The following is a 22,682-nucleotide window of genomic DNA, read 5'->3' on the forward strand; positions in this document are numbered from 1 at the left end:
TTATCTTCCCCCGGACGGAGGTGTGCCGGCCGCCGCCGACCGGACGAGTGCGGCGAAACCGCGGGTCAGCCAGGTGGCGCCGCTGTTGTCGACGGTGACGGCCTGGCAGCCGGTGCGCTCGGCCAGCGCGCTCAGCCAGGCGTGCGCCCCGGCGGTGCCGCCCGGGCCGTCGGCCAGGGCCAGCGCGGCCGTCGCCCAGCCGTCGGCGCGGGCGAGGTCCGGGCCGGTCACGGTGACCTGGGCCAGCGCCCGGGCGGGCCGGTGCGTCCAGGGGTTGAAGACGTGCGCGCCGCGCTCGGCGGTGCCCGAGGTGGCCACCGCGCCGTCGGCGATCTCCAGGACGGTCAGCAGCTTGCCCGGCCGGTGCGGATCGGCCAGCGCCACCCGCCACGGCGAGCGGTCCTCCTGCCCGGCGCGCAGCCGGACGTCGCCGCCGGCGTTCAGCGAGTGCCGCGGCAGTCCGTGCTCGGTCAGGAGAGCACTGGCACGCTCGGCGGCCCAGCCCTTCACGGCGCCGCAGGGGTCGAAGCCGGGCGGGTCGCCGACCGCCCAGGCGTCGAAGGCGCCCTCGCTGCCCTGCTTCAACTCCTCGCACAGCGCCAGCACTTCGAGCAGCTCCGGGCCGTCGGGGTGCTCGCCGAGCGCGGTCGGCGAGAGCCGGCCGTCGCGGATCCGGCTGACCGGGCTGTCGGGGCGAAACGGCGAGAAGACCTCGTCGACGTGGTGCAGATACCCGAACGCCGCCTGGGCCGCCGCGCGGAACAGCGCGGGATCGGTCGCGTCGGGGGCGGCCAGCGAGACGACCGTGCCCATCACCTGCTCGGCCGCGGTGCGCACGCGCTCACTTCCCGGCGGAGTCGAGGGCGGCCTGCAGCGACTGCGCGTAGCCCTGGGAGGTGTAGGTCGCACCCGAGACCACGTCGATGTCCGCGCTCTGCGCCGCCAGCGCCTCGGACTTCAGGACGGGCAGGGCGTAGTCGTCGATCTGCGTGCTGTGGCCGCCGTAGGTCTGCTGCAGCACCACGACGTCGGTGAGCTTGCCGCCGGACTCGACGGCCTTGACCTGCACCGTGCCGTAGGGGGTGTCGACGGGGCTGCCGGTGAAGCTTCCGCTGCCGGTTCGCGCCGGTGGGGCTGCCTGCGTCGACGAGCCTGCCGTCGACGGGCCTGCGGCCTGCGCCGGGGCGGCCGGCTGCGCCGCGCGCGGCGCGTCGCTCAGCGCCGAGCGCGCCACGCCCGCGGACTGCGCCTTCGCCCCGATCAGCAGGGCGATGCCTGCACTGGTGGCGGCCAGCGCCACGGTGGTCCTGCGCATAGCTCGCGGCTCTCCTAGAACTCGAACGCTTCGGTGTGGATGCGGTGCCGGGGAACCCCCGCGTACCGCAGGTGCTGGCCGGCGGCCTCGGTCATGCCCACGGGCCCGCACAGGTAGACCTCGCGCTCGGCCAGGTCGGGGACCATCCGCCGGAGCTGGGTGCTGCCCAGCGGGTCGCCGCCCGGGCCGCTGCGCGGCCCCACCAGCGGGTAGTAGCCGAAGCCGCGCCGGCGGGCGATCTCGGTCAGCTCGCGCTGCAGCACCAGATCGGCGGCGCGCGAGGCACGGTACAGCAGGATCACGTCGGAGCCGCGGCCGGGCAGCGTCTCGAACAGTGCCCGGATCGGGGTGATGCCCGCGCCCCCGGCGATCAGCAGGATCCGCCGGCCCGGGGTGCCGCGCCGCGCGGTGAAGGCGCCGTACGGGCCCTCGAACCAGACCCGGGTGCCGGGCCGCAGCCGCGCCAGCGAGGCGCTGGAGGAGCCGAGGTCCTTCACCGTGATGCGCAGCGTGCCGGAGCCGGGCGCGGCCGAGATCGAGTACGGGTGGGACTGCCACCACAGGCCCGGGGCCAGGAACCGCCAGCGGGCGAACTGGCCGCCCTCGGTGCCCAGCCGGTCGAGCTCGCGGCCGTTGAGGTGGATCGACACCACGCCCGGACCCTCGTTCACCACCTTGGCCACCCGCAGGCGGTGGCGCAGCGAGCGGCGCAGCGGCAGCCCGATCCGGAAGACCAGCACGGCCGCGCCGACCACGATGTGCGCGGCGGACCAGAGCAGCCGGTTGCGCACGGAGGCCGAGAAGTCCGCGCCGACCGCGAACTCGTGCGCGAAGGCGAGGCCGATCGCGACGTAGACCAGCAGGTGGACGTGGTACCAGGTCTCGTACGCGAGCTTGCGGCGCACCGCCCGGGCGGAGACCACACCGACCAGCACCAGCAGGGCCAGCGCGATGGCCGACAGCAGCACGTCCGGGTAGTCGAACAGCACGGTGACGCCCTCGGAGACCGGGTTGGTCCCCGACTGCCAGGCGTAGCCCAGGATGATCAGCACCGCGTGCGCGGCCGCCAGTGCGACGGTGTACTCGCCCAGTGACCGGTGGTAGCGGGCCACCACGTCCGAGCCCACCCGGTTCTCCAGCCACGGCACCCGGGCCATCAGCGCGACCAGGACCAGCAGCAGATAGGCGGCGAACAGCCCGGAGAGCCGTCCGGCAGCGGTCACGTAGTCCCCGCCGCCGCGCAGCGCACCCGGGATGGTGTTCTGCCACCAGAGCGCGGTGATGGCCGGGACGCCGGCCCAGATGACCAGCAGCAGGGCCCAGGACCAGAGCTTCCCGGGACCGGGCAGGCCGGACAGGCCGGGCGGTCGCGGACTCGGCCCCGCGCGGTGGCGGGCCGTCCGCGCGTCGGGCGGGCTCACAGTCGCCACGAGTGGCTCCCGTCGTGAGGCGAATGGCTGACGGGCCTACTCTCCCCGGGAGCGGATAACAGGGCCGTAACAGCCGGATCGCTGGGCGGCCGCGCCCGGGCCCACCGCGTTCAGAAACCGTACAGCTCCGGTCCTGCCGATGATCATGGGGATCCGGTCGTTGCCCCGTCATCTCGTTTCAACCAGTACTGTTTCGGCCTGACGAGGTGTGACGCGCCTCTCATCAAGCTCCCAGAAATCGGCGAACCGGACGCCTGTTCGCTATCGTCCCCGCAGGTGGAGATGCGCACCGGCCGAGTGGGGGACCGGGCGGTTGATGACCCGGATACGAGAACGCGATGCAACTGACTGGTACCCCTTTCTTCATCCTCACGATCATCCTGTTCATGGCCTCCATCGGGCTCGCCATGCTGCAGTGGGGTCGAGGCCGCGGCGGTGGTGCCGCGGGGGAGGGCGGCCGGGCTGTCGGCGGCCGGGGGAGAGCGGCCTCGCGTCGGCGCGGGAGCAGCGGACCGGGGCTGCTGCGGACCCTCGGCTACCTGGGAACCATCCTGCTCTGCCAGGCCACCGCCGTGACCATGGTGTTCGTGATGGTCAACGACTCGAACCTGCTCTACGACAGCTGGGGCGACCTGCTGGGCACCTCCAGCCACGTCCGGGCTGTGCCGCCGCCGCCCGCGGACCACGGTCTGGCGGCCGACGCGGCGCAGCCGCAGACCAAGGTGATCCAGACCTTCAAGCCGGTGGACGACCCCGCGGTGCCCGGTGACGTCAAGACCACCGACCTCAAGGGGCGGCTCTCCGGCGTCGACGGCGAGGTGGTGGTGTGGACGCCGCCGCAGTACGACGACCCCGCGTACAAGGACAAGACCTTCCCGGTGGTCGAGCTGCTGGCCGGGTTCCCCGGCTCCTCCAGCGCCTGGTTCGGCAGCATGGACGTCTCCAAGCAGCTTGCGCCGCTGATGACTTCGGGGCAGGTGACGCCGTTCATCCTGATCTCGCCGCGGGTCAACCTGATCGGCAGCAACGAGTACAGCGGCTGCGCCGACGTCCCCGGCAGGGTCAACGCGGAGACCTGGTTCACGCGGGACGTCCCGCAGATGATCCTGGACAACTTCCGCGTCGACCCCTCCGCCGACCGTTGGGCGCTGGGCGGCTACTCGGCGGGCGCGTTCTGCGCGACCAAGCTGGCGCTGTCCCACCCGGACCGCTTCCGCGCCGCGATCGCCATGTCCGGGTACAACGACCCGAGCGGCGAGAGCTCCGCCATCACCGCCAAGGACCCGCACCTGAAGGAGATCGGCAACACGCTGTACATCCTGACGCACGCCCCGACCCCGCCGAACGTGGCGCTCTGGGAGACCGGCAAGAAGGGCGACGGCCTGGAGGACGCCATCGCGCTGCAGCAGGCGGCGAAGGCGCCCACCACGGTCACGCCGTTCGAGAACCCGGGTCCGCACCTGGTCTCGACCTGGAAGCCGATGGTGCCGGCCGCCTTCAAGTGGCTCAGCACGATCATTCCGGCGACGCACTGACGCAGCGGTGGCATGCAGCGGTGGCCCGCGCAGACCGGTCCGGGTCTGCGCGGGCCACCGCCCTTCGCACGTCAGCCGGTGAAGGCCGCCGTGCCGTTCGGGGTGCCCAGGCCGGTCGGGCCGTCGTAGCCCGCGCCGGCGGTGCACAGGTACGAGCCGCCGCAGTCACCGTTGGAGCCGCTGGTGACGTCGTTCAGCGCGGACGGGTTGGCGTAGAGGTCGGCCGCCGGGGTGGTGTTGGCGCCCGGGTTGCCGGCCAGCGCGTAGACGCTCGCGATGATCGGGGACGAGGCGCTGGTGCCGCCGTAGACGTTCCAGCCGGAGGCGCCGTAGGTGTCGTACACGGCGACGCCGGTGGCCGGGTCGGCGACCGCGGAGACGTCGGCCACCGTGCGGTTGGCGCAGCCCGGGTCGCTCTGCCAACTCGGCTTGGCCTCATAGGCGGAGCAGCCGGAGCCGGTGCCCTCGGTGCTGCTGGTCGACCAGACCGACTCGCTCCAGCCGCGTGCGCTGGAGTCGGCGGTCAGCGAGGTGCCGCCGACGGAGGTGACGTACGGCGAGGCTGCGGGGTACTCGACGCCGTAGCCGCTGTCGCCGGCCGAGGCGGTGATGGCGACGCCCGGGTGGTTGAAGTACTGGTTGTCGGCGGTGGTTTCGTCGGCGCTCTCCGAGCCGCCGTAGCTGTTGGAGACGAACTTGGCGCCCAGCGTGACGGCCTGGTTCACCGCGGTGCCCAGATCGTCGGTGCTGGCGCTGGTGGCCTCCACCAGCAGGATGTTGCAGTTCGGGCAGGTGGCGCTGACCATGTCCAGGTCCAGCGAGATCTCCCCGGCCCAACCGGAGTCCGGTGACGGGTAGTTGGTGCCGCCGTTCTCGTCGACCTTGGTGAAGCAGCCGTTGCCCGAGGTGCAGGCGGGCAGCCCGAACTGGCTGCGGTAGGCCGCCAGGTCGGACTCGGCGTTGGGGTCGTCCTGCGCGTCGACGATGGCCACGGTCTCGCCCGCGCCGTTGGCGGCGGCGGCCGAGGCCAGGTTGTAGGCGCCCTGGATGTCGGCCGGGCCGTAGCCGGAGACGGCGGCAGCCGCGGTGGCGTGCCCGGCCAGCGCGCCGGTCGCCTTGGCCTTGACGGGGGTTCCGCTGGTGACGCGCAGTGCGTTGCAGGCCAGGTAGCCGGCCTTCTTCGGCACCGCGCAGGACCGGGTGACGCTCACGTGTCCGTGGCCGTGCCCGTGCGCGTCCGCCGTGGGGGCGGCGTCGGCGGGGGTGATGGCGAAGCCGGACAGGGTGAGACCCGCCGCGGCCGTGAGCGCCAGCGCGGTGCGCCGGGTCACTGATCCTATCGAGGTACGCAAGAACTGCTCCTCTGACTGGTGAACCAGGGTGTGGGGGGAGCGGCCCGCAGGAACGGCCCGTGGGGTGGCCGAACCTGCGGAGCCTTGCCGCTCACGTCCTCCGACGGTGGTTCAGCCCGGGGAGTCACGCGCTTTCAGCAGCCGGGCCTGACTGTAGATTTGCGCGCGCATGTCAATCAAGAGGATTCCCAGGGATTACCCAGGAAAAACACAGAACTTACTCAGAAAGCGCCAAGGGTGGGGGAGTTGGGAGTCCCTAGGGGCTTGAGGGGTGCTGGCTGGCGCGCGGGTTCGATGGCGGTTGGGCGTTGCGTCGCGGAACGGCGGGTGAACTCTCTTTCACAAGCGGCCCGTTCACTCGATCGAGCGGTCAGTATCTGGCGTGACCGTGCGGCAGTCGCACGGATGCGCCACCCGTGCGACTTCCCCCGCCGGGTGCCCAACGGGAGGAACCCATGCCTCGTCGCCGGACCACGGCAGCCGCTCTTGCTGCCCTCAGCCTCACCGCCCTGACCGCCACCGCGGGTTCCGCCTCGGCAGCCTCGGCCGACTCCGACTGGTGGGGCGGCCACGGCCACCAGCACGGCACGTTCGGCTACACCGTGGGCACCCCGGTGGTCGACAAGGTCAAGGGCGGGCCGTGGACGCTCGCCCAGGGCGACCTCTCGCTCGCTCCCTCGTACAGCCGCAGCCTGCCGGTCTACGCGGGCGGCGGCAGCGGCAGCATCACGGTCGGCGGGGTCAGCTACCCCAACCTGGCGGTGGACCCGGCCGACACCGGCGCCGTCCCGGCGGCCAGCGGCGTCACCGGCACGCCCGGCCCGCTGACCGGCTACTGCTCAAGCGGCGGCGCCACCCCCGAGACCGGCACCGTGGTCCGCCAGCCCAAGGGCACCACGCTGCCGATGCAGCCCTACTACTTCCCCTTCGTCACCAGCCAGGACGGCGGCGACACGCTCAACGGGCTGTTCGACTACCGCCCCAAGGACGGTGACGAGGCGGTGGTCGCGGCCACCTCCACCGACCACGGCAAGACCTGGAAGTACGCCGGCGAGGCGCTGGAGCAGAACGCGGGCCTGTGCCCGAACGGCAACACCAATGACGACGGCCAGGGCCACGCCTTCGTGCTGAACGTGCCCGACTACGCCGGCACCGGCCACCGCGGCCAGGTGCTCTACACCCTCTCGCGCCCCTCCGGCGACGCGCTGGGCACCAACCTGATCGTCCACCACCTCACCCCGAAGGACGGCAACCCGCTGGCCGGACTGCCGGCCGCCGAGCCGGTCGGTCAGGGCGGCAGCACCACCGCCACCGCGGCCGTCACCGTCCCGGCCGGCCCCGCCGGCGCGGGCGTCAGCATCAGCGTGGGCAGCACCGCCGCCTTCGAGCAGCCGGGCCACTTCAGCGTCGACGGCGTGACGGTCGACTGCAACGACGGCGCCGCCACCGCGACCGCCTTCACCGGTTGCACCACCCGCACCGCGGGCGGCGTGAGCATCAAGGCCGGCGACGCGGTCACCGCCGACCGGCTGATCCCGGCCACCGCCCAGCAGACCTCGGGCCTGGTCTCCCCCGACGGCATCATCAGCACCATCCCGCACTACCCCGGCGCGCCCAAGGGCAGCGTCGCGGTGCTCTACACCGAGAAGATCCTCAACTACTTCACGCCGACCACCACCACCGCGGCCGTCACCCTGCCGGCCGCGATCCTCCCGGTGGCGGACTCCACCGCCCTGCGGCCGGCGAACGGCTCGGTCACCGTGAGCCTGGGCACCGCCGCCGGCATCGTCCAGGTCGCCTGCACCGGCGCCGACGCCACCCACCTGACCGGCTGCACCGGCGGCACGGGCACGGTGGCCAAGGGCAGCAGTGTCGGCGCACCCGGCGCGGCCACCGTCCCGTACGCGCAGCTCGCCACGATCGGTGAGGGCAAGAACAAGCCGAAGTCGCTGTTCGGCAACAACGAGGACTACACCGTGGTCCGCGCCGCCTACACCACCGACGGCCTGAACTTCACCGACCTCGGGCAGGTCGGCGGCCTGGGCGACCCCGCCAGTGGCAGTGACAGCGTGCTGCGCTGGATCGGCTCGCGCGGCACCGTCGTCACCAACCCCGACGGCGGCTACGGCCTCTTCCTGTCCGGCGCCTACGCCTCGGACGGCGACAGCGACGCCTTCAACCAGATCTTCTACGCCTCCTCCAAGGACGGCAAGAACTGGTCCGCCCCGCAGAAGCTGATCGGCACCGACTACAGCTTCAACGCGCTGGCCCAGCAGGCAGCCTCCGGCGGCGCGTTGGGCGTCTCCGGCTACTACGCCGGCCGCGTCTACGACCCCACCGTGGTGCAGAACGGCAACGGCACCCTGACCATGCTGTTCGCCGGCTACTCGACCCCCAAGCCGCTGCCCTCCATCGGCAGCGTCTACGGCACCGACCCGGCCGCGCAGTACACCGTCCCGGCCGCCGAGCCCGCCGAGTACCGCACCATCCTGAGCGTCACCCTGCGTCCGCACTGGAGCAACTGACGATCAGTCAGGGGTGCGGTGGGAAGAGCGAGTTCCCGCCGCACCCCGGGCCGGTCGTCAGTCGACGGTCTTCGGGGCGGTGACGAGGGTCTGCAGGGCGCGGACCAGTTGGTCTGCGTCCGAGGGCGAGAGCGGGACGAGGAACTGGCGTTCCATCTCCTCGCGGGCGTGCTCGGCTTTACGCAGGGTGTCCTGACCCGTCGAGGTCAGCTGCACGGTGTTCTTGCGCCGGTCCTGGGAGCTGCGGTGGCGCTCGACGAGCCCCTTCTTCTCCAGGGCATCGACGAGCGCCACCATCGTCGTGCGGTCGACGCCGAGCCTGCCCGCCGCCTCCAGCTGGGAGAGCGGATATTCCGCTGCGAGCACGACCAGGACCGCCAGCTCGCGGCCGTCGATGCCGAACGGAGCCAGCGCCGGCGCGGACGCCTCGGTCAGCCGCAGCTGCACGTGCTTGAGCAGATAGCCGAGTCGGGAGGCGAGGGCCTCGGAGGCTGCATCGTCCGTCATGTCCGCATCGTATCCGAGCAATGATAGTCAGGAGTACTGACGATCATCTATGGTGACGGTATTGTCGTCGGTGGCGGCGACACGTCGAGCCGAAGGGTGCGTGGCACCATGAGCGATCAGATTCAGCACCGAGTGACGTTCGGCATCAAGACCACCCCGATGCGCACCTCCTACGAGGACATCCTCCGAGTGTGGCAGGAGGCCGACGCCCTGCCGGAGATCGCGGACGCATGGCTGTGGGACCACCTGATGCCGATCGCAGGCCCCAAGGACGGGCACATCCTCGAAGGATGGACGCTCCTGAGCGCCTTGGCCGCACAGACCCAACGGCTCAGGCTGGGCCTGCTGGTGACCAGTAACCGGATCCGCCAGCCCGCCGTCCTCGGCAAGATCGCCACGACGGTGGACGTGATCTCCCGTGGCCGCCTGGTCATGGGCCTCGGCGTCGGCGGCACCCACCAGCCAGCCGACGCCGGTGGCGTCGCAGGCGAGAACCCCGCCGTCGCGGAGTACGACGCCTACGGCCTGACCCTGGTCCCGCCGGCCGAGGGCATCGCCCGCCTGGCCGAGACCATCACCATCCTCAAGCGCATGTGGACGGAGGACGTCTTCGACTTCCACGGCCACTACTACACGCTCAAGGGCAATCGCAACGAACCCAAGCCCGTCCAGCAGCCGGGCCCGCCCCTGCTGATCGGCGGCTGGGGGACCAGGACCCTTCGCCTGGTCGCCGAACACGCGGACATCTGGAACATCCCCGGTCCGCCGCACAACACCCTCGACTACATCATCCAGCGCAGCCGCGTCCTGGACGCGCACTGCGCAGCTGTCGGGCGGGACCCGCAGACGATCACCCGCTCCGTGCAGTACATCGTTTCCTACGACGACCCGGCCGGTGACCGCAAGGCCATCCGCGACCTCATCGACGCCGGCCTCACCCACATCGTGCTGAGCCTGCGAAGCCCCTACCCGCCAGAGGTCGCCCACCGGCTCGTCGAGGAGATCATCACGCCGCTGCGCGCGGAGTGCGGCGGGCGCTGAGAGCCGCAACCCCCTGCCGGGGTGCCGGTCAGTCGCTCTGACGAGTGGCGCCCGGCAGGGGGCTCTCCCAGTGCAGTAGGCGCAGCAGTTCCTCGTCCACCCGCGGGGCGGGACGTGCGGAGTCACGCGGGGCTGCCGCCGCCGCAGCGGTGTCCCTGCTCGCGGTGAGCTGGGCGCTGGTGGCCATGTTCTGCTCCGCCCGGGAGCGGCGGAGCGTCTCGTAGAGCTCCAGCGCGGCGGTGCGCGGGCCCGCTTCGCGCAGCGCCTTTGCGAGAACCACCGCGTCCTCCAAGGCCATTGACGCGCCCTGGCCGGTGGCGGGCGAGGCCGCGTGGGCGGCGTCGCCGATCAGGACGGTGCGCCGGCTGTGCCAGCGGCCGCCGGGGGCGAGGTGCTGGGCGTTGGTCACCATCAGCCGCTCGGCGGTTGCCCCGACGATGTCCGCCGCGGGCGTGCGGTCGGGGCGCAGCAGCGGCAGCAGCTGCTCGCGCCACTGGGCGGGCGTGGTGCGGGCCAGTTCCTCGGGAGTGGCTGGCGGGCCGGGCACCCGCGCGAACCAGAAGGTCTCCCCGGCGGGGGAGTTGGCGTAGCCGAACGCGGCGCCGCTGCCGCGGACCATGGTGATCCGGTCCGCCGGCTCCTCGGCCGGGTCCGGGGCGTCGTAGTCGGTGGTGTATCCGTAGAAGACCCGCTGCCCGGCGTACGCGGGCCCGGCGGCGTCCGGGTCGAGCCGGGCGCGCAGCGTCGAGTGCAGCCCGTCGGCCCCGACGACCAGCTCGGCGCTTGCCGAAGTCCCGTCCGCGAAGGTCGCGTTGACGCCCGTGTCGCTCTCGGTGAGGGCGACCAGCCGGGCGGCGTGCCGGATCGGGATCCCCCGACGCCGGACCTCGCGCTGCAGCGCCGCACCGAGCTCGGCGCGGCGCAGGCAGCGGTAGCCGGTCAGGGCGTCGTCGTACTCCCCGAGCGGCACGGCGGCGAGCTCCCGGCCCGCCTCGTCGATGACCCGCATCGCGGCAAGCGGGAAGCCGAGCCCGGCGACCAGCGGCGCGGCATCGAGCTGCTCCAACGCGCGCATGCCGTTGCTCGCCAGGCTGAGGAACGCGCCGATGTCCGCCCCGGTGTCCGGATGCGCCTCGTGGACGGTGACGTCGAAGCCCGCCTTGTGCAGCCCCAGAGCAGCCGCCGTACCGGCGATACCCCCGCCGATGACCATGATCTCCGCCAACTCGGCTCTCCTCCGACTCCGCCCACCAACCGCGTCCCCCACCGACGGTAGCGCCCAAGTCACCCCCACCCCGGCTGAATCGGCGAGTTGTCGGGTCCGGTCGGATCAGGCCATCGTCAGATCGGTGGCGTCGGTGGCGGCCTCACCGGCAAGGGCGCGCACCTCGCCGTGGTGGACGACCCGATCAAGGACGACACCGAAGCGCACCGCCCGACGATGCGCAAACGCCTGTGAGGATGGCGGCAGTCCGTCCCCTCACCCGCATCGAGCCGGGCGGCGTTGTGATCGTCATCCAGAGAGCTTGTCCTCGACCAGGTCTTGTAGCCAGCGCGACCATGCATCGGAGCTGAAGCTGAGGGTGCCGCCGTCCCGGTCCTTGGAGTCGCGGACCTCCATGCCTGCGACATCGCGCCGGACCTCGACGCAGGCCCCGTTGGCCTCGCCTGAGTACCGCGACTTGAACCAGCCGGAGGCGATGGTGTCGTGGCCATGCCGGTCGTGCCTGTCGCTCACGTGATCTCTTCCAACTTGTCTGCAAGGACGGTGAGAGTGTCGTCCGGGGACAATGCGTGGCGCCGCAGGCGGTCAAACGTCCGCCTGGTCCGCCGCACGTCGCGCCCCGACCTACGCGGGAGCATACCGCCGACGGCCTCCACGAACACGAACCCATTCTCTTCGCCGGGCTCGTCGGCGAAGCCCAGCAGCGTGACCCCGGAGTTCAGGATTCCTGGCCGCCCGGCGCTGAGCGGAACCATCGACAGTGTGACGTTGGGGTACTGGGCCACCTTGATGGCATGGCGGATCTGATCGGCCAGGACCTTCTGGTCCGCGGCGATCAGGAGGGCGACCTCGCCGAAGTAGCCCTCGACCTCAAGGACGGGGGGCTCGGTAAGCCGCCGTTGGCGGAGTACGCGCACTTCGGCGGCGGCCTCCAACTGCTCCTCGCTGAGGCTGCCGATGCCCGCTTCGATCATCTCCCGGGCGTAGTCGGGGGTTTGAAGCAAGCCCGGGAACGCCGAGGGGAAGTACTCCACCATGTGGGAGGCATCGGCTTCCATCGCCAAGTACTCGGCGAACGCCGGGCTGATCGTGTCCGCGAAGTCGTGGTCCAGCCACCACTGGCGTGATGGCCCCTCGCGGACCAGATCGAGCAGGTCCTCCCTGTCTTGGCCGGCGACACCGTTGTGGTCGAGGAACGCGGTCAGGTCGTTCGCGTTGACGGGCATGAGGCCCCGCTCGACCTTGCTCAGTCGGCCCGCGTTCCAGCCGCGCAGTCCCTCAGTCGCCTCAGTGAGCGTCCTGTCGTGCTCGGTGCGCCAAGTGCGTAGCTCCGCGCCGAGGCGAATCGACCGGTAGTCCGGCTGCGCGCTCATGCTGGTCCCCTCCCTCGCGAGTAGGGGACCAGTCTGCTCGGAAGCTGGGTCAAGCTCAACTTCCAAGATCAAGATAAATTTGTTCCGTGTTTGCTTGCGGTTTGCTAGTGATGGCCGTCACACTCAAAGTCGCGACAGCGAGCAATATCTGACGGACAGTCGGTGATCTCGCGCTTGGCTACCGCTGTGCCCAGACGATGGAGGCGGCTGTGTCAGATCTTGGGTTACTCGTCGAATACCACCCGCAGAGGCGATCTCGGGCCGTACCGGTTCGGGGTGGCCGACGACCAGGCGGTCTACGTCTGCACCGTCGAGCTGGTGTGGAACCAGGCCGTCGTGAATGAGTGCTTGGTTGGTTGGCGCTCCGGGTTCGGCTAGCGGAGCGGGTACAGGTCGATGGCCGCGATGTCGATCATCTGCTGAAGTCCTGCATGAAAGACGTTGTGGTCGACCACAGCCCTCAGGACGTCCTCGGTGTTGCCCGTGAGGAACGGGAAGCGTGCGGGCGGCAGGACGGCGATGCCGACGCGGGTTCGCTGCTGGGTCTGCGCGTGATCGGAGTGGTCGACGAAGGCGGCGCAGCCCAGCGTGAAGAGGTAGAGGCGCCGGTACGCCTCTACCGCGGCGGTCGGCGTCATCCCGGCGGTGACTGCCGACTGGAGCAGCGGTTCGGTGAGGCGCTCAAGAAGAACCTCGCCCATCCAGGGGCGGTTGCCGCGAAGTGCGACCAGGCTCGGGTGTGCGATCAGCACCTCGTACAGCGCGGTGAAGGCCCGGCGCGCACCCTCGGGCCATGGCGTGCCCGGATCTGCTGTGGGCAGCTGGGTGGCCAGGTGATCCATGCAGAGGTCGAGGAGCCCGGCGGTGCTCTCCCCGCAGCGCCGGTGAATGGTGGTCTGGGAGACGCCGAGCGCGTCACCGACCGCGCGGAACGACAAGGCATCGGGGCCGCCGTGGTCAAGGAGCCGGATCGCCGCCTCGGCGATCGCGGTTGCGGTGAGTCGATCTGAGGTAACGGATTGCTTCGCCATGCGTGACAGCGTAACTTACGACGTAATGGATTGACAGGTTGATGATGCGTCATATTCCTTCCAGGGGAGTCGACATGCCCAGAACCATGCTCGATCCGATGTTCCAGTACGTCACCGCGGCGGAGTTCACCGAGCAGCACCTCGCGGCGCTGCTGGCAGGCACCTGCGCGGCGGTCAGGATCCCCAGCTTCCTCGATCCAGCCGCATGCCAGCGCATGGTGGACGTACTGGACCAGCTGCCCGTCCACGAGTACGACCGCTCACGAGTCGCCGAGCCGATCCTGCGCTTCGGTCCGGCACTCAACGACTTTCGCATCTACTCGGGCCGGCTGGACGGCCATCGGTACTGGCCAGAGGCTGATCGGGCCCGCGCGGCCTGGGCCATGGCCCGTCCGCGCCACGACCCGATCGCCCTCGCGCTGGGCCGCCTCGGCACTGCATGGGGGTCGGCGGTCACACCGGCCACCATTGGCGGGCGGCCCGTGTTCGGTGGAACCGTCCGCGAGCTCAACCGCGGTGCGCTCACCCACTACGACGAGGTGGTGCGAGAGCTGCCGGGGCTCTTCGATCAGCACGTGGTAGGTCAACTCGCCTTCAACGCCTGGGTCATCGGCCCCGACAGCGGTGGCGAGACTCGCATATCCCGTCGCCGCTGGCAGCCTGCTGACGACGAGCACCGGTTCTCCTACGGCTACAGCGACGTTGTCACGGCGGACAGCCAGCAGGTCGAGCTGGTCCCCAAGACCGGCGAGGCATTGCTGTTCAACCCGGCCAACTACCACAGCGTGAAGGAGGCCGTCGGCCGCCGGGTCGCCCTGGCCTTCTTCCTCGGACTGACGACCAGGGGCGAACTCGTCGCCTGGTCCTGAACGTTCAGGAGTTTCTCCCGTGCACAACCTCAGCTTTGACGACGTCAAGGCCGCCGCCGAGCGGATCGCCGGTGTCACCCGGCCCGTGCCGGTCATCCCCGTCGACCCGGGTAGCTTCGGCACCGCCGAGGTCTACCTGGCCCTCGACTTCACCCAGCGCACCGGCAGTTTCAAGGACCGCGGTGCCGCGAACTTCGTCGCCGCCCACATCGAGAACGGCACCATGCCGGACGCCGGGGTCGTCATCGCCTCCGGTGGCAACGCGGGCCTGGCTTGCGCCTGGGCAGCCGGACGCCACCAGGTCAAGGCGACCGTCTTCGTGCCCGAGACCGCACCACAGGTCAAGGTCAAGAAGCTGCTCGCACTGGGCGCTGACGTCCGCCAGGTCGGCAATGAATACGCCCACGCTGCCGCTGCAGCAGTGGAGTTCAGCTGTGCCGAAGGCGCACTGGCATCCCATGCCTACGATGACCCGCACATCGTGGCGGGCGCCGGAACCCTGCTGGACGAGATCACCCGCCAGGTCCCTGGTCTGGATACCGTGCTGGTCGCCGTGGGCGGAGGCGGGCTGTTCGCCGGAACGGCCATCTCCGCCGAGCACCACGGCGTGAAGGTCGTCGCCGTCGAGCCGGAGAACTGCCGAGCCCTCAACGCCGCGCTCCAAGCGGGTGAAGTCGTGGATGTGGATGTGGACTCCGTGGCGGCCGACTCCTTGGGGGCACGCCGCACCTCGGAAACCGCCCTGCACTGGGCCCGGCGCACCGACGCGACCTCGCTACTGGTCCCCGACACGGCGATCATCGCCGCCCGACACACCCTGTGGGACCACCGTCGCCTCGCCGTCGAGCACGGCGGCGCGACCGCCCTCGCAGCCCTCCTCGACGGCGCCTACATGCCCGAATCCGGCAGCCGGATCGCCATCGTATTGTGCGGCGCGAACAGCAGCCTGTCTGACCTGGGCTGACCGAAACGCCGGGGTGCCATCCGCTTGTGGCGGGATTACTGCAGGGAGCAACGATGACTGAAGTAGAGCGCACAGACGAGGTGCTGAGACGGCATAGGCGTGAGGCGGAGGATGCGGCGGGGAGGCTGGCAACGGCGTTCGAGCTTGCCGATATCAGCGAACTCCCGTCCCTGCGACCGGTGTTCAATGCAACGGGCATCCAGCAGGGTGCGCACGTCTATCTGGGCGGTTGCTCGGCGCGGGTGGCGACCGAGCTGGCCGACGCCCTTATGGTGTACGCCCGTTGTGTGGGGAAGTTGGTCGATGGCGAGTCATCGTCCCTGCTGCGTGAGCTGCTGGCGCAAGTGGGCGGGACCCCGGCCCTGCCCGGCGACGGTGCGATCGTCATCCGGAGGGAACCGACATGAGTACCATCCCAGCCGTCGGCTCGTACGTTGTCGATCAGCGGACACTGCGCATCCTGGTGGTCATGGACCACCGTGCCGGCGAACTCTACCTTCGTCCGCCCGGTGGCGGCATCGAGGTCACTCGCAAGCCGGAACAGGTCCGCCCCGCCGACCGCAGCGAAGCCCTGCGCGGCCGCGTGGCCAAGGCCAACGTGGACGCCAGAAACGAGTGCGCCGGATGACCGACCCGCACGACGAACTCCACTCCGATGCGGCCTGGAAGTCCTTGGCGAAGCAGCGTGGTCGGCCACCGTCTCAGTCGCGGGTCAGGTCGCCGGTCATCAGTGGGAGGCCGAGGGAGTGTTCCAGGTGGTGGAGGAGTTCCTCGGCGCGGTGGGCTGCTGTGGGGCGGTCGGGGGCGCGCAGGATGAAGCGGGCCACTGCCTGGGCGGGGGCGATCGGTTGGCCGGGGCCTGTGCGGTAGGCGTCGAAGCCGATGACCTCCAGGACGTCGGGGTGTCCGGTCAGGGCGGCCAGGTCGGCGGTGGGGGAGAGGCGGCCGCCGTCCTGGGCGATGACGGCGAAGACGGCGGTGCAGTCGGCGAAGCCCTGCGGCACGTCCACCGGTGCGCCGCTGAGCAGTTGCAGCAGCGAGGTGTAGATGTCCTGGCCGGTGGCATGGCGGTAGGCGCTCGGTAGGCCGCCGCCCATCACGCGCGGGTTGAACTCCACCAGGACCGGCCCCCGTTCGGTGACCATGACCTCCAGGTGGAACACCCCGAGGTCGGCGCCGATCGCCCGGCAGACCTCCTGCGCGTACGCCACGCAGGCTTCGGTGTCCGCGGGGGAGAGGTCGGCCGGGATGCAGGAACCCAGTTCGACCACCTCGTTGGCGTGCCAGCGGAACCGGCCGGAGACGCAGAACGGGAAGAACTCCCCGTCCCGCGCGCCGATTTCGACCGACACCAGCCGGCCGACCAGCAGTTCCTCAACGAGCACACCCCGGCTGAACTGGCCCTGCCAGTGGCCGGGTAGGGCCGCCACCCCGGCCAGTACGTCCGCGATGGCGGTCGCGGCCTGCGTCGCGTCGTGTGCCACGTGGGAGAGCAGACTGGCGCTGCCGGACGGCGGCTTGAGCACCACCGGGTAGCCGATGCGCTCGGCGGCGGCCAGCGCCTCCTCCGCGTCGGCCGCGAGGGCGTAGCGGGCCGAGGCCAGCCCGGCCCGCTCCAGCGCCGCCCGGCAGAGGTCCTTGCGTCGCGCGGTGAACACCGCTTCGGCCGCCGTCCCGCGCAGCCCCAGCGCCCGGCAGGCCTCGGCCACCGACTCGGCCGCCATCTCCTGGTACGTCACGGCCGCGTCGATCGGCTCCTCGGCGTGGCAGGCGGTGAGCGCCGCGAGCACCGCCTGCGGATCCGTGGTGGCGACCTGGTCGATCAGCCGGTCGACGGACTGCACGATCCGCAGGTTCTCGCCGGTGAGGGTGTACAGGGTGAGCGCGGGCTGCAGGAAGGTGACCCGGTGCCCGGCCTCCTTGGCGAGCCGGATCGCCTGCAGCGCGGCAGGGTTGCAGTCGACGACCGCGAGGTGCACGGGATTCTCCAGTACGTCAGGGGATGGTGGGCTCAGCGGTAGTGCAGCTCGCCGTTGCGCTTGCGGTACGGGTCCCGGTGGAAGACCTCGAAGGCGACCGCCGGGCGACCGCCGAAGCGCTCGCCGGCCGCCGCCAGGTTGCGTCCGAGGAAGCCCCGGACGTACTCCGCCGGGTCCTCGTCGGTGAGCGCCTCCAGGTAGGTGGCGTGTGCGAGCACGGCCTGCACGCCCCGCTCCACGGCCCACGTCACGTCCACCGCGTGCGTGGGATAGGGGGAGTTGGCCACGGCCTGCCAGCGCACGCCCTCCCACGGCTCCAGGCCCTCCTCGGGGAAGAGGTAGCGGTTGGCCGCGTCGGCGGCGGCGTCCAGCGCGGCCCGGCCGACGTTGCGGTGGTCCGGGGTGTTCCAGGAGACGCCGCGCCAGTGGTCGTGGTGGTTGAGCGTCAGGATGAGGTCCGGGCGGTGGCGCCGGACGGCGTGCGCGAGCTCCCGGCGCAGCTCGGGCCCGTAGTCGATGAGCCCGTCCTGGTGGTCGAGGAACTCCACCTCGGTCACGCCGACCACGGCCGCGCTGGCGCGCTGCTCGCGCTCGCGGATCGGCTTGGCCTGCTCGGGGTCCATCCCGTCGATGCCGGCCTCGCCGCGGCTGGCCATCAGGTAGACGATCTCCTTGCCCTGGTCGACCCAGGTGGCGACGGCGGCCGCGGCGGCGTACTCGATGTCGTCGGGGTGCGCGACGATCGCCAGGGCGCGTGTCCAGTCGGTCGGCATCTCGGTGAGCTGGTCGGTCCTGCGGTCGGTGCGGTCGGTCATGCGAACTCCTTGTCAGACGCCCGGTCGGGGGCGGGGGAGGGCGGAACGGAGGGCGGAACGGGACGGAAGAGCAGGACGGGCAGCAGCGTGCCGGCCAGCAGCGAGAGCGCGCCCGCGCAGATGAACACCGCCGCCGGGCCGTAGCACTCGGCGACCACGCCGCCGAGCAGCGCGCCGAGCGGCGAGACGCCCAGGATGATCCAGCGGTAGACGGCGTTGACCCGCCCGAACAGCTCGGCGGGGATGGTCGATTGGCGATGCGACATGCTCATCACGTTCAGCAGCACGCTGAGCGCGCCGTAGCAGGCCATCGCACCGAAGGCCGCCGCCGGACGCGGGATCGCGATGGCGGCGAAGCAGAGCCCGGCGGCGGGTGCGCAGACGCCCAGTACGGCGCGCCCGCCGAAGCGCCGCAGCGTGCGCGCGGCGATCAGGCCCGCCAGCAGGCCGCCGATCGCGGGCGCGCCGGCGATGAAGCCCATGGCCGTCCGGGAGAGTCCGAGCCGGCCGGGGGCCACCACCCAGAGCGGCAGCATGGTGGAGGTGGCGGCGAAGGCGATGTTGCCGGCGGCGGCCACCGCCGCGAGGCCCATCAGGTCGAGCCGCCGCCTGAAGTAGCCGGCGCCCTCGCGCATTTCCCGGCCCATGGACCGGAAGGAGCGCCGCGCGGTGGTGGACTGCTCGAGCGGCGCCGGGAGTTCGGGCTCGGTCCGGCCCCGGGTCAGCTGCCGCTGCAGCAGTCCAAGGCCCAGCAGGGTGGCGACGTACAGGACGGCCGAGGCGCCGATGCCGCCGCCGGCGATGGCGGCCAGGTAGCCGCCGAGCGCCGGTCCGGCGAACTGGGCCACCATGGTCTGGCCGGTCTGCAGGTTGGCGTTGGCACGGGGGAGCAGCGGCTTGTCCACCAGGCGCGGCACCAGCGACTGGGCGCCGACGTCCACGAAGGTGCCGCAGACCGCGATCAGGAACGCACCGGCCACCAGCCCCCAGACCGGCAGCAGCCTCGCCCAGGCGAGCAGGCAGAGCGCCGCCACCAGCGGCAGCCGGGCCCAGGAGGCGCAGCGGATCAGCGTCAGTGGCGGGTAGCGGTCGGCCAGCACGCCGGCCGGCAGGGTCACCAGCAGCCAGGGCGCGCGCAGCGCGATGCCCACCGCGCTCACCACGGCCGCGGAGCCGGTCAGCGAGAGCGCCAGCAGCGGGATCGAGATCAGGTAGATCCCGTCCGCCAGGCCCGAGCCGAGGACGGAGACCTGGAAGATCCTGAACCTGCCGCCCAGCACCCTCGCGGGGGCGGGGGCGGGGGCGGTCGGCTCGGGCTTCAGCGTGAGGGACACCGGTGGTCCGCCTTCCCCGCCAGCAGCACGGTGTTCATGACCGCGCCGTGCCCGGCGTTGAGCACCGGGCCACCGCCCGGCACGCCGTGCCGCACCAGCATCCCGGCCAGCCGCTCCCCGTAGAGGAACGGGCCGAGCACGTACGGGACTTCGGCGTCGGCGAGCTCACCGGTGGGGGCGTGCACAAAGCCCATCGGCAGCTGGTCGGGCCGCACCCGGCGCTGCAGCAGGTGGCCGCCCTGCTCCCGGGCGCTGCTCAGCGCGGCCCGCCACTGCTCGGCGTCGACCGCGGCGCCGACGACGACGCCTGATCCGCCGAAGCCGTCCGCCGGCTTGAGGACCAGGCCGGCGCGGTCGGCGTCGAGCTGGTCGAGTTGGTCGACTTGGTCGAGACGGGCCGTCCACGGGATGTGCGCGGTGACGAACTCCTGCTCGGACTCCGGGAGTTGCCCGATGTCCTCCCAAAGCCAGGCCAGCGTCTGCTTGTTGGTGAGCAGCATGGTGGCCTCCGGCGTGAACATCCTGGTGGTGCCCGCCGCCAGGCAGTGGCCGAGCGCCCGCAGGCCGGGGCTGTCCGGCTGCCCGTGGCTGACGAAGGGCCGGAACACCGCGTCCACCGCCCGCTCGCCGGCCAGCAGTCGGCCGTGCGGGTCGGCGGTCAGCCGATCCAGCGGGAAGGTGAACATCTCCATGCCGTGGCCGTGCGCGTTCTCGAAGACGGGCGCGAGCCACTCGGCGAACCGCTCCAGGCTCTCCAGTCCGGCCAGCGTTCCCCCGAGGTAGTGCGGGAGGAGGACGGTGGCGCCGTCGGGCAGGCCGAGGAAACCGCGGATGGTCCGGGCCCTGGCGTCCACGGCGGACGGCGGCGCGCTGAGCGTGCACGCCACGGCATCCCCCGACCCCGACCCTGACCCCGAGGCGCTGCGGCGATGGTGGTCGAGGAAGCGGGCGGCGAGCAGATCGGCCTGGCGGACGCCGCCGAGCGCGCCGTCGATGTTCAGCTCCACGAACCTCGGGACGCCGTCCTCCAACAGGATGTCCGGGCGCACCGCTGCCAGCAGGTGCTCACCGAGGAGCTCCCGGTGGTCGAGGAGCGGGAAGAGCTCGGGACGCGAGCCGAGTGCGGCCAGCAGCTCCCCGGCGGTCCGGGCCCGGCGCCGGCAGGCCGCCAGCACCAGGCGGGCCGCCCGCACCGAGAGTTCGCCGATCCGGTGGTAGGCGTCGGCGCGCAGGTGCAGGGGGCGGGTGGGCCGCCACGGACCGTCGGCGCCGCGGACGCCGTCGAGCAGCCGGGCCGCCGCCCGCGCCTCCTGCGGCGGGAGGGCGCGGTCCTGCGGCGGCAGTGGACGCAGGTCGATCAGCGGCAGGGGACGCAGGTCGATCACTCGGCGCCGCCACTGTCGAGTACCGCGCTGATCCGGCGCAGCCCCTCGCGCAGGACGGACTCCTCGCGGGCGAAGGTGATCCTCACGCCGCCCTCGGCCCCGAAGACCTCGGCGGGCATCAGCAGCACGCGCTCGCGCCGCAGCACTTCCCGGCACAGGTCGAGCGCCGACCGGCCGCCGGTGAGCTCCAGCCAGGCGTACGGGGTGCCCTCCGGGGTGAGCAGCCGCACCTGGCCGGCGTGCCGAGCCGCCCAGTCGGCCAGCAACTCAAGCCCGGCGGTGGTCAGTTCGGTGTAGCGGTGCAAGTAGTGCGTGCGCCGCCGCAGTGCCTGGGCGGCCAACTGCTCCAGCAGCACGGAGTTGGCGATGCTGGTGAGGTGCTTGTACTCCATCGCCGCGTCGATCACCTCGGGCGGGCCGCTCATCCAGCCGAGCCGCAGGCCGGGCAGGCCGTAGACCTTGGAGAGGCTGGAGACCGAGACGGCCCGCTGGTAGCGGCCGACCAGCGAGTGCGCGCGCAGGTCGGCGACGTACTCCTCGTCGAGCAGCAGGTAGCCGCCGTGCTCGCGCAGCGCGCTCACCAGCGCGTCGGCGTCTGCGTCGGCGATCCGCCGACCGGTCGGGTTGCAGGGGGAGTTGAGCACGACGGCCCTGGTGTCCGGGCCGATCCTGCGCAGCGCCTCGGCGACGTCCGGGCGGCCCGAGGGCAGCATCCCGACGATGTCCACCCGGCAGCCGATCTCGGTGGGGACGTTCCAGGCCTGCTGCCACCCGGGGGCGAACACCACCACGTGGTCGCCGGGGCGCAGCAGCGTGCGGTACAGCAGGTAGAGGGCCTCCTGCGCGCCGTGCGTGATGCCGACCCTGGGCTCCGCCGTGCCGTACAAGTCGGCGACCAGGGAGCGAAGTTCGGCGCCGCCCCGGTCGTGGCCGTAGTCGAGGACCAGCTCGGTGGGCAGGGTGAAGTCGCCCACCGAGCCGCAGTCGACATGGCTGTCGCCGAGGTCGATGTCGTAGCGTCCGGCGGCGTCCTCGAAGACCCAACGGCGCATCGGGTACACGGCGCTGTCCAAGGTGCTGTCCAACTCGGTCTCCTTCATCCGGTCAGCCTCCGCCGCAGCGGCTCGGCCCAACTCCCGTGCAGGACAGGGCGGATCTCCCCGGTGAGGGCGACCCGGCCGTCCGGTGCGATCTCGACCCGGACCGTGCCGCCGGGCATCCGGACGGTGACCTCGGGGCCGGTGAGCCCCAGGGCGTGCGCGGCGACCGCCGCCGCGCAGCCGCTGCTGCCCGAGGCCAGGGTGTAGCCGGCGCCGCGCTCGAAGATCTCGATCCGGATGGTGGAGCGGTCCAGCACCTCCATCAGCTGGACGTTGATCCGCTGCGGGAAGAGCCGGTGGTCGCGCAGCGCCGGGCCCAGTCGCCGGGCCAGCTCCTCCGTGACCTGATCCTTCGTCAGCGGGATGACGCAGTGCGGGTTTCCGAGGTGCAGGCAGGTCGCGGTCCAGCTGCTGCCGAGCGCCTCCAGCGGCTCGCGCAGCAGCTCCCGGCGGGGGCCGCCGGCGCCCACGGCGGCGCTGTCCAGGTCGGCCCGACCGAGGTCGACCCGGACGGTGCCGGCCGCCGCGTCGACGATCCGCACCGTGGAGGGTCCGCCCGCGGAGTGCAGCACGAACTCCTCGTCCTGGGTGCGGCCTTGGTCGCGCAGGTACTGCGCGAAGATCCGCAGCCCATTGCCGCTCTTCTCGCACGGAGTGCCGTCGGAGTTGTAGATCTCCAGCCGAAAGCCGGAGTCGGAGCCGTCCTCCGCGGGCAGCGGGCCGAACAGCACGCCGTCGGCGCCGAGGCCGAAGTGCCGGTCGCAGACCAGTCGGACGCGCTCAGGGGTGGGCTCGAAGGCGGTGCGCTCGGGGTCGATCACGACGTAGTCGTTGCCGAGTGCCTGATATTTGGCGAAATCAAAGGCGAAGTCGACTGCTGGTGTGGCGAGTTGGGGCACGGT

Annotated in this window: 22 protein-coding genes; 7 read left to right on the forward strand and 15 right to left on the reverse strand. The window is 71.6% G+C overall.

The window, feature by feature from the left end; genetic code table 11:
* The 3 genes from P3T34_RS34065 to P3T34_RS34075 are packed head-to-tail and all read right to left on the reverse strand — an operon-like array spanning position 1 to position 2,745.
* Positions 1-837: an FAD:protein FMN transferase gene (locus P3T34_RS34065; RefSeq protein ID WP_280669902.1), complete on the reverse strand. Its 837-nt coding sequence runs from the start codon at positions 835-837 to the stop codon at positions 1-3.
* Between the two features lie 4 nt (positions 838-841).
* The gene (locus P3T34_RS34070; RefSeq protein ID WP_280669903.1) at positions 842-1,315 is read right to left on the reverse strand and encodes an FMN-binding protein; all 474 of its coding nucleotides are present in this window, start codon (positions 1,313-1,315) and stop codon (positions 842-844) included.
* Positions 1,316-1,329: 14 nt separating this feature from the next.
* Positions 1,330-2,745 carry a ferric reductase-like transmembrane domain-containing protein gene (locus P3T34_RS34075; RefSeq protein WP_280669904.1) on the reverse strand — a complete coding sequence of 472 codons (1,416 nt, stop codon included), beginning with the start codon at positions 2,743-2,745 and terminating at the stop codon, positions 1,330-1,332.
* 338 nt (positions 2,746-3,083) lie between these two features.
* On the opposite strand from P3T34_RS34075, the gene P3T34_RS34080 reads away from it, so the two are divergent.
* Positions 3,084-4,280: an alpha/beta hydrolase-fold protein gene (locus P3T34_RS34080; RefSeq protein ID WP_280669905.1), complete on the forward strand. Its 1,197-nt coding sequence runs from the start codon at positions 3,084-3,086 to the stop codon at positions 4,278-4,280.
* 71 nt (positions 4,281-4,351) lie between these two features.
* On the opposite strand, the gene P3T34_RS34085 is transcribed toward P3T34_RS34080, so the two are convergent.
* On the reverse strand, positions 4,352-5,632 hold the full coding sequence (locus tag P3T34_RS34085; protein WP_280669906.1) for a S53 family peptidase: 1,281 nt from the start codon (positions 5,630-5,632) through the stop codon (positions 4,352-4,354).
* A 455-nt stretch (positions 5,633-6,087) separates the two neighbouring features.
* Between P3T34_RS34085 and P3T34_RS34090 the strand changes: the two genes are divergently transcribed.
* Complete coding sequence (locus tag P3T34_RS34090) at positions 6,088-8,157, forward strand: hypothetical protein (protein ID WP_280669907.1); 2,070 nt, start codon at positions 6,088-6,090, stop codon at positions 8,155-8,157.
* 57 nt (positions 8,158-8,214) lie between these two features.
* Here the strand turns inward: P3T34_RS34090 and P3T34_RS34095 are convergent, their stop codons facing one another.
* Positions 8,215-8,664, reverse strand: a complete 450-nt coding sequence (locus P3T34_RS34095) for a MarR family transcriptional regulator (RefSeq protein ID WP_280669908.1) — start codon at positions 8,662-8,664, stop codon at positions 8,215-8,217.
* Between the two features lie 108 nt (positions 8,665-8,772).
* Here P3T34_RS34095 and P3T34_RS34100 point away from each other — a divergent pair, with 108 nt between their 5' ends.
* Positions 8,773-9,705, forward strand: a complete 933-nt coding sequence (locus tag P3T34_RS34100; RefSeq protein ID WP_280669909.1) for an LLM class flavin-dependent oxidoreductase — start codon at positions 8,773-8,775, stop codon at positions 9,703-9,705.
* A gap of 28 nt (positions 9,706-9,733) precedes the next feature.
* On the opposite strand, the gene P3T34_RS34105 is transcribed toward P3T34_RS34100, so the two are convergent.
* The 4 genes from P3T34_RS34105 to P3T34_RS34120 form a co-directional block, all read right to left on the reverse strand.
* Positions 9,734-10,930 carry an FAD-dependent oxidoreductase gene (locus P3T34_RS34105; RefSeq protein ID WP_280669910.1) on the reverse strand — a complete coding sequence of 399 codons (1,197 nt, stop codon included), beginning with the start codon at positions 10,928-10,930 and terminating at the stop codon, positions 9,734-9,736.
* Positions 10,931-11,218: 288 nt separating this feature from the next.
* Complete coding sequence (locus tag P3T34_RS34110; RefSeq protein ID WP_280669911.1) at positions 11,219-11,443, reverse strand: DUF397 domain-containing protein; 225 nt, start codon at positions 11,441-11,443, stop codon at positions 11,219-11,221.
* Positions 11,440-12,303 carry a Scr1 family TA system antitoxin-like transcriptional regulator gene (locus P3T34_RS34115; protein WP_280669912.1) on the reverse strand — a complete coding sequence of 288 codons (864 nt, stop codon included), beginning with the start codon at positions 12,301-12,303 and terminating at the stop codon, positions 11,440-11,442. The genes P3T34_RS34110 and P3T34_RS34115 overlap by 4 nt, the downstream gene beginning before the upstream one ends.
* Before the next feature lie 374 nt (positions 12,304-12,677).
* Positions 12,678-13,334, reverse strand: coding sequence for a TetR/AcrR family transcriptional regulator C-terminal domain-containing protein (locus P3T34_RS34120; protein WP_280669913.1), 657 nt, complete (start codon positions 13,332-13,334; stop codon positions 12,678-12,680).
* A gap of 74 nt (positions 13,335-13,408) precedes the next feature.
* Between P3T34_RS34120 and P3T34_RS34125 the strand changes: the two genes are divergently transcribed.
* The 4 genes from P3T34_RS34125 to P3T34_RS34140 are packed head-to-tail and all read left to right on the forward strand — an operon-like array spanning position 13,409 to position 15,795.
* Positions 13,409-14,203: a proline hydroxylase gene (locus tag P3T34_RS34125; protein WP_280669914.1), complete on the forward strand. Its 795-nt coding sequence runs from the start codon at positions 13,409-13,411 to the stop codon at positions 14,201-14,203.
* 19 nt (positions 14,204-14,222) lie between these two features.
* Positions 14,223-15,167: a threonine/serine dehydratase gene (locus P3T34_RS34130; protein ID WP_280669915.1), complete on the forward strand. Its 945-nt coding sequence runs from the start codon at positions 14,223-14,225 to the stop codon at positions 15,165-15,167.
* Positions 15,168-15,220: 53 nt separating this feature from the next.
* The gene (locus P3T34_RS34135) at positions 15,221-15,574 is read left to right on the forward strand and encodes a hypothetical protein (RefSeq protein ID WP_280669916.1); all 354 of its coding nucleotides are present in this window, start codon (positions 15,221-15,223) and stop codon (positions 15,572-15,574) included.
* Positions 15,571-15,795, forward strand: a complete 225-nt coding sequence (locus tag P3T34_RS34140; RefSeq protein ID WP_280669917.1) for a hypothetical protein — start codon at positions 15,571-15,573, stop codon at positions 15,793-15,795. Before P3T34_RS34135 ends, P3T34_RS34140 begins: the two co-directional genes overlap by 4 nt.
* 73 nt (positions 15,796-15,868) lie before the next feature.
* Here the strand turns inward: P3T34_RS34140 and P3T34_RS34145 are convergent, their stop codons facing one another.
* From P3T34_RS34145 to dapF, 6 genes are read right to left on the reverse strand one after another with little or no spacing between them, the layout of a single operon-like run.
* Entirely contained in the window at positions 15,869-17,146 is a 1,278-nt protein-coding gene (locus P3T34_RS34145) for an ATP-grasp domain-containing protein (protein WP_280669918.1), read from the reverse strand.
* A gap of 32 nt (positions 17,147-17,178) precedes the next feature.
* Positions 17,179-17,961, reverse strand: a complete 783-nt coding sequence (locus P3T34_RS34150; RefSeq protein WP_280669919.1) for a PIG-L family deacetylase — start codon at positions 17,959-17,961, stop codon at positions 17,179-17,181.
* The gene (locus tag P3T34_RS34155) at positions 17,958-19,295 is read right to left on the reverse strand and encodes an MFS transporter (RefSeq protein WP_280669920.1); all 1,338 of its coding nucleotides are present in this window, start codon (positions 19,293-19,295) and stop codon (positions 17,958-17,960) included. The genes P3T34_RS34150 and P3T34_RS34155 overlap by 4 nt, the downstream gene beginning before the upstream one ends.
* Positions 19,280-20,680, reverse strand: a complete 1,401-nt coding sequence (locus tag P3T34_RS34160) for a hypothetical protein (protein WP_280669921.1) — start codon at positions 20,678-20,680, stop codon at positions 19,280-19,282. Before P3T34_RS34160 ends, P3T34_RS34155 begins: the two co-directional genes overlap by 16 nt.
* Positions 20,677-21,780, reverse strand: coding sequence for an aminotransferase class I/II-fold pyridoxal phosphate-dependent enzyme (locus P3T34_RS34165; protein WP_280669922.1), 1,104 nt, complete (start codon positions 21,778-21,780; stop codon positions 20,677-20,679). Before P3T34_RS34165 ends, P3T34_RS34160 begins: the two co-directional genes overlap by 4 nt.
* Entirely contained in the window at positions 21,777-22,679 is a 903-nt protein-coding gene (gene dapF, locus P3T34_RS34170) for a diaminopimelate epimerase (RefSeq protein ID WP_280669923.1), read from the reverse strand. The genes P3T34_RS34165 and dapF overlap by 4 nt, the downstream gene beginning before the upstream one ends.
* Between the last annotated feature and the right edge of the window lie 3 nt (positions 22,680-22,682).

This window comes from Kitasatospora sp. MAP12-44 (assembly GCF_029892095.1).
Classification (GTDB): domain Bacteria; phylum Actinomycetota; class Actinomycetes; order Streptomycetales; family Streptomycetaceae; genus Kitasatospora.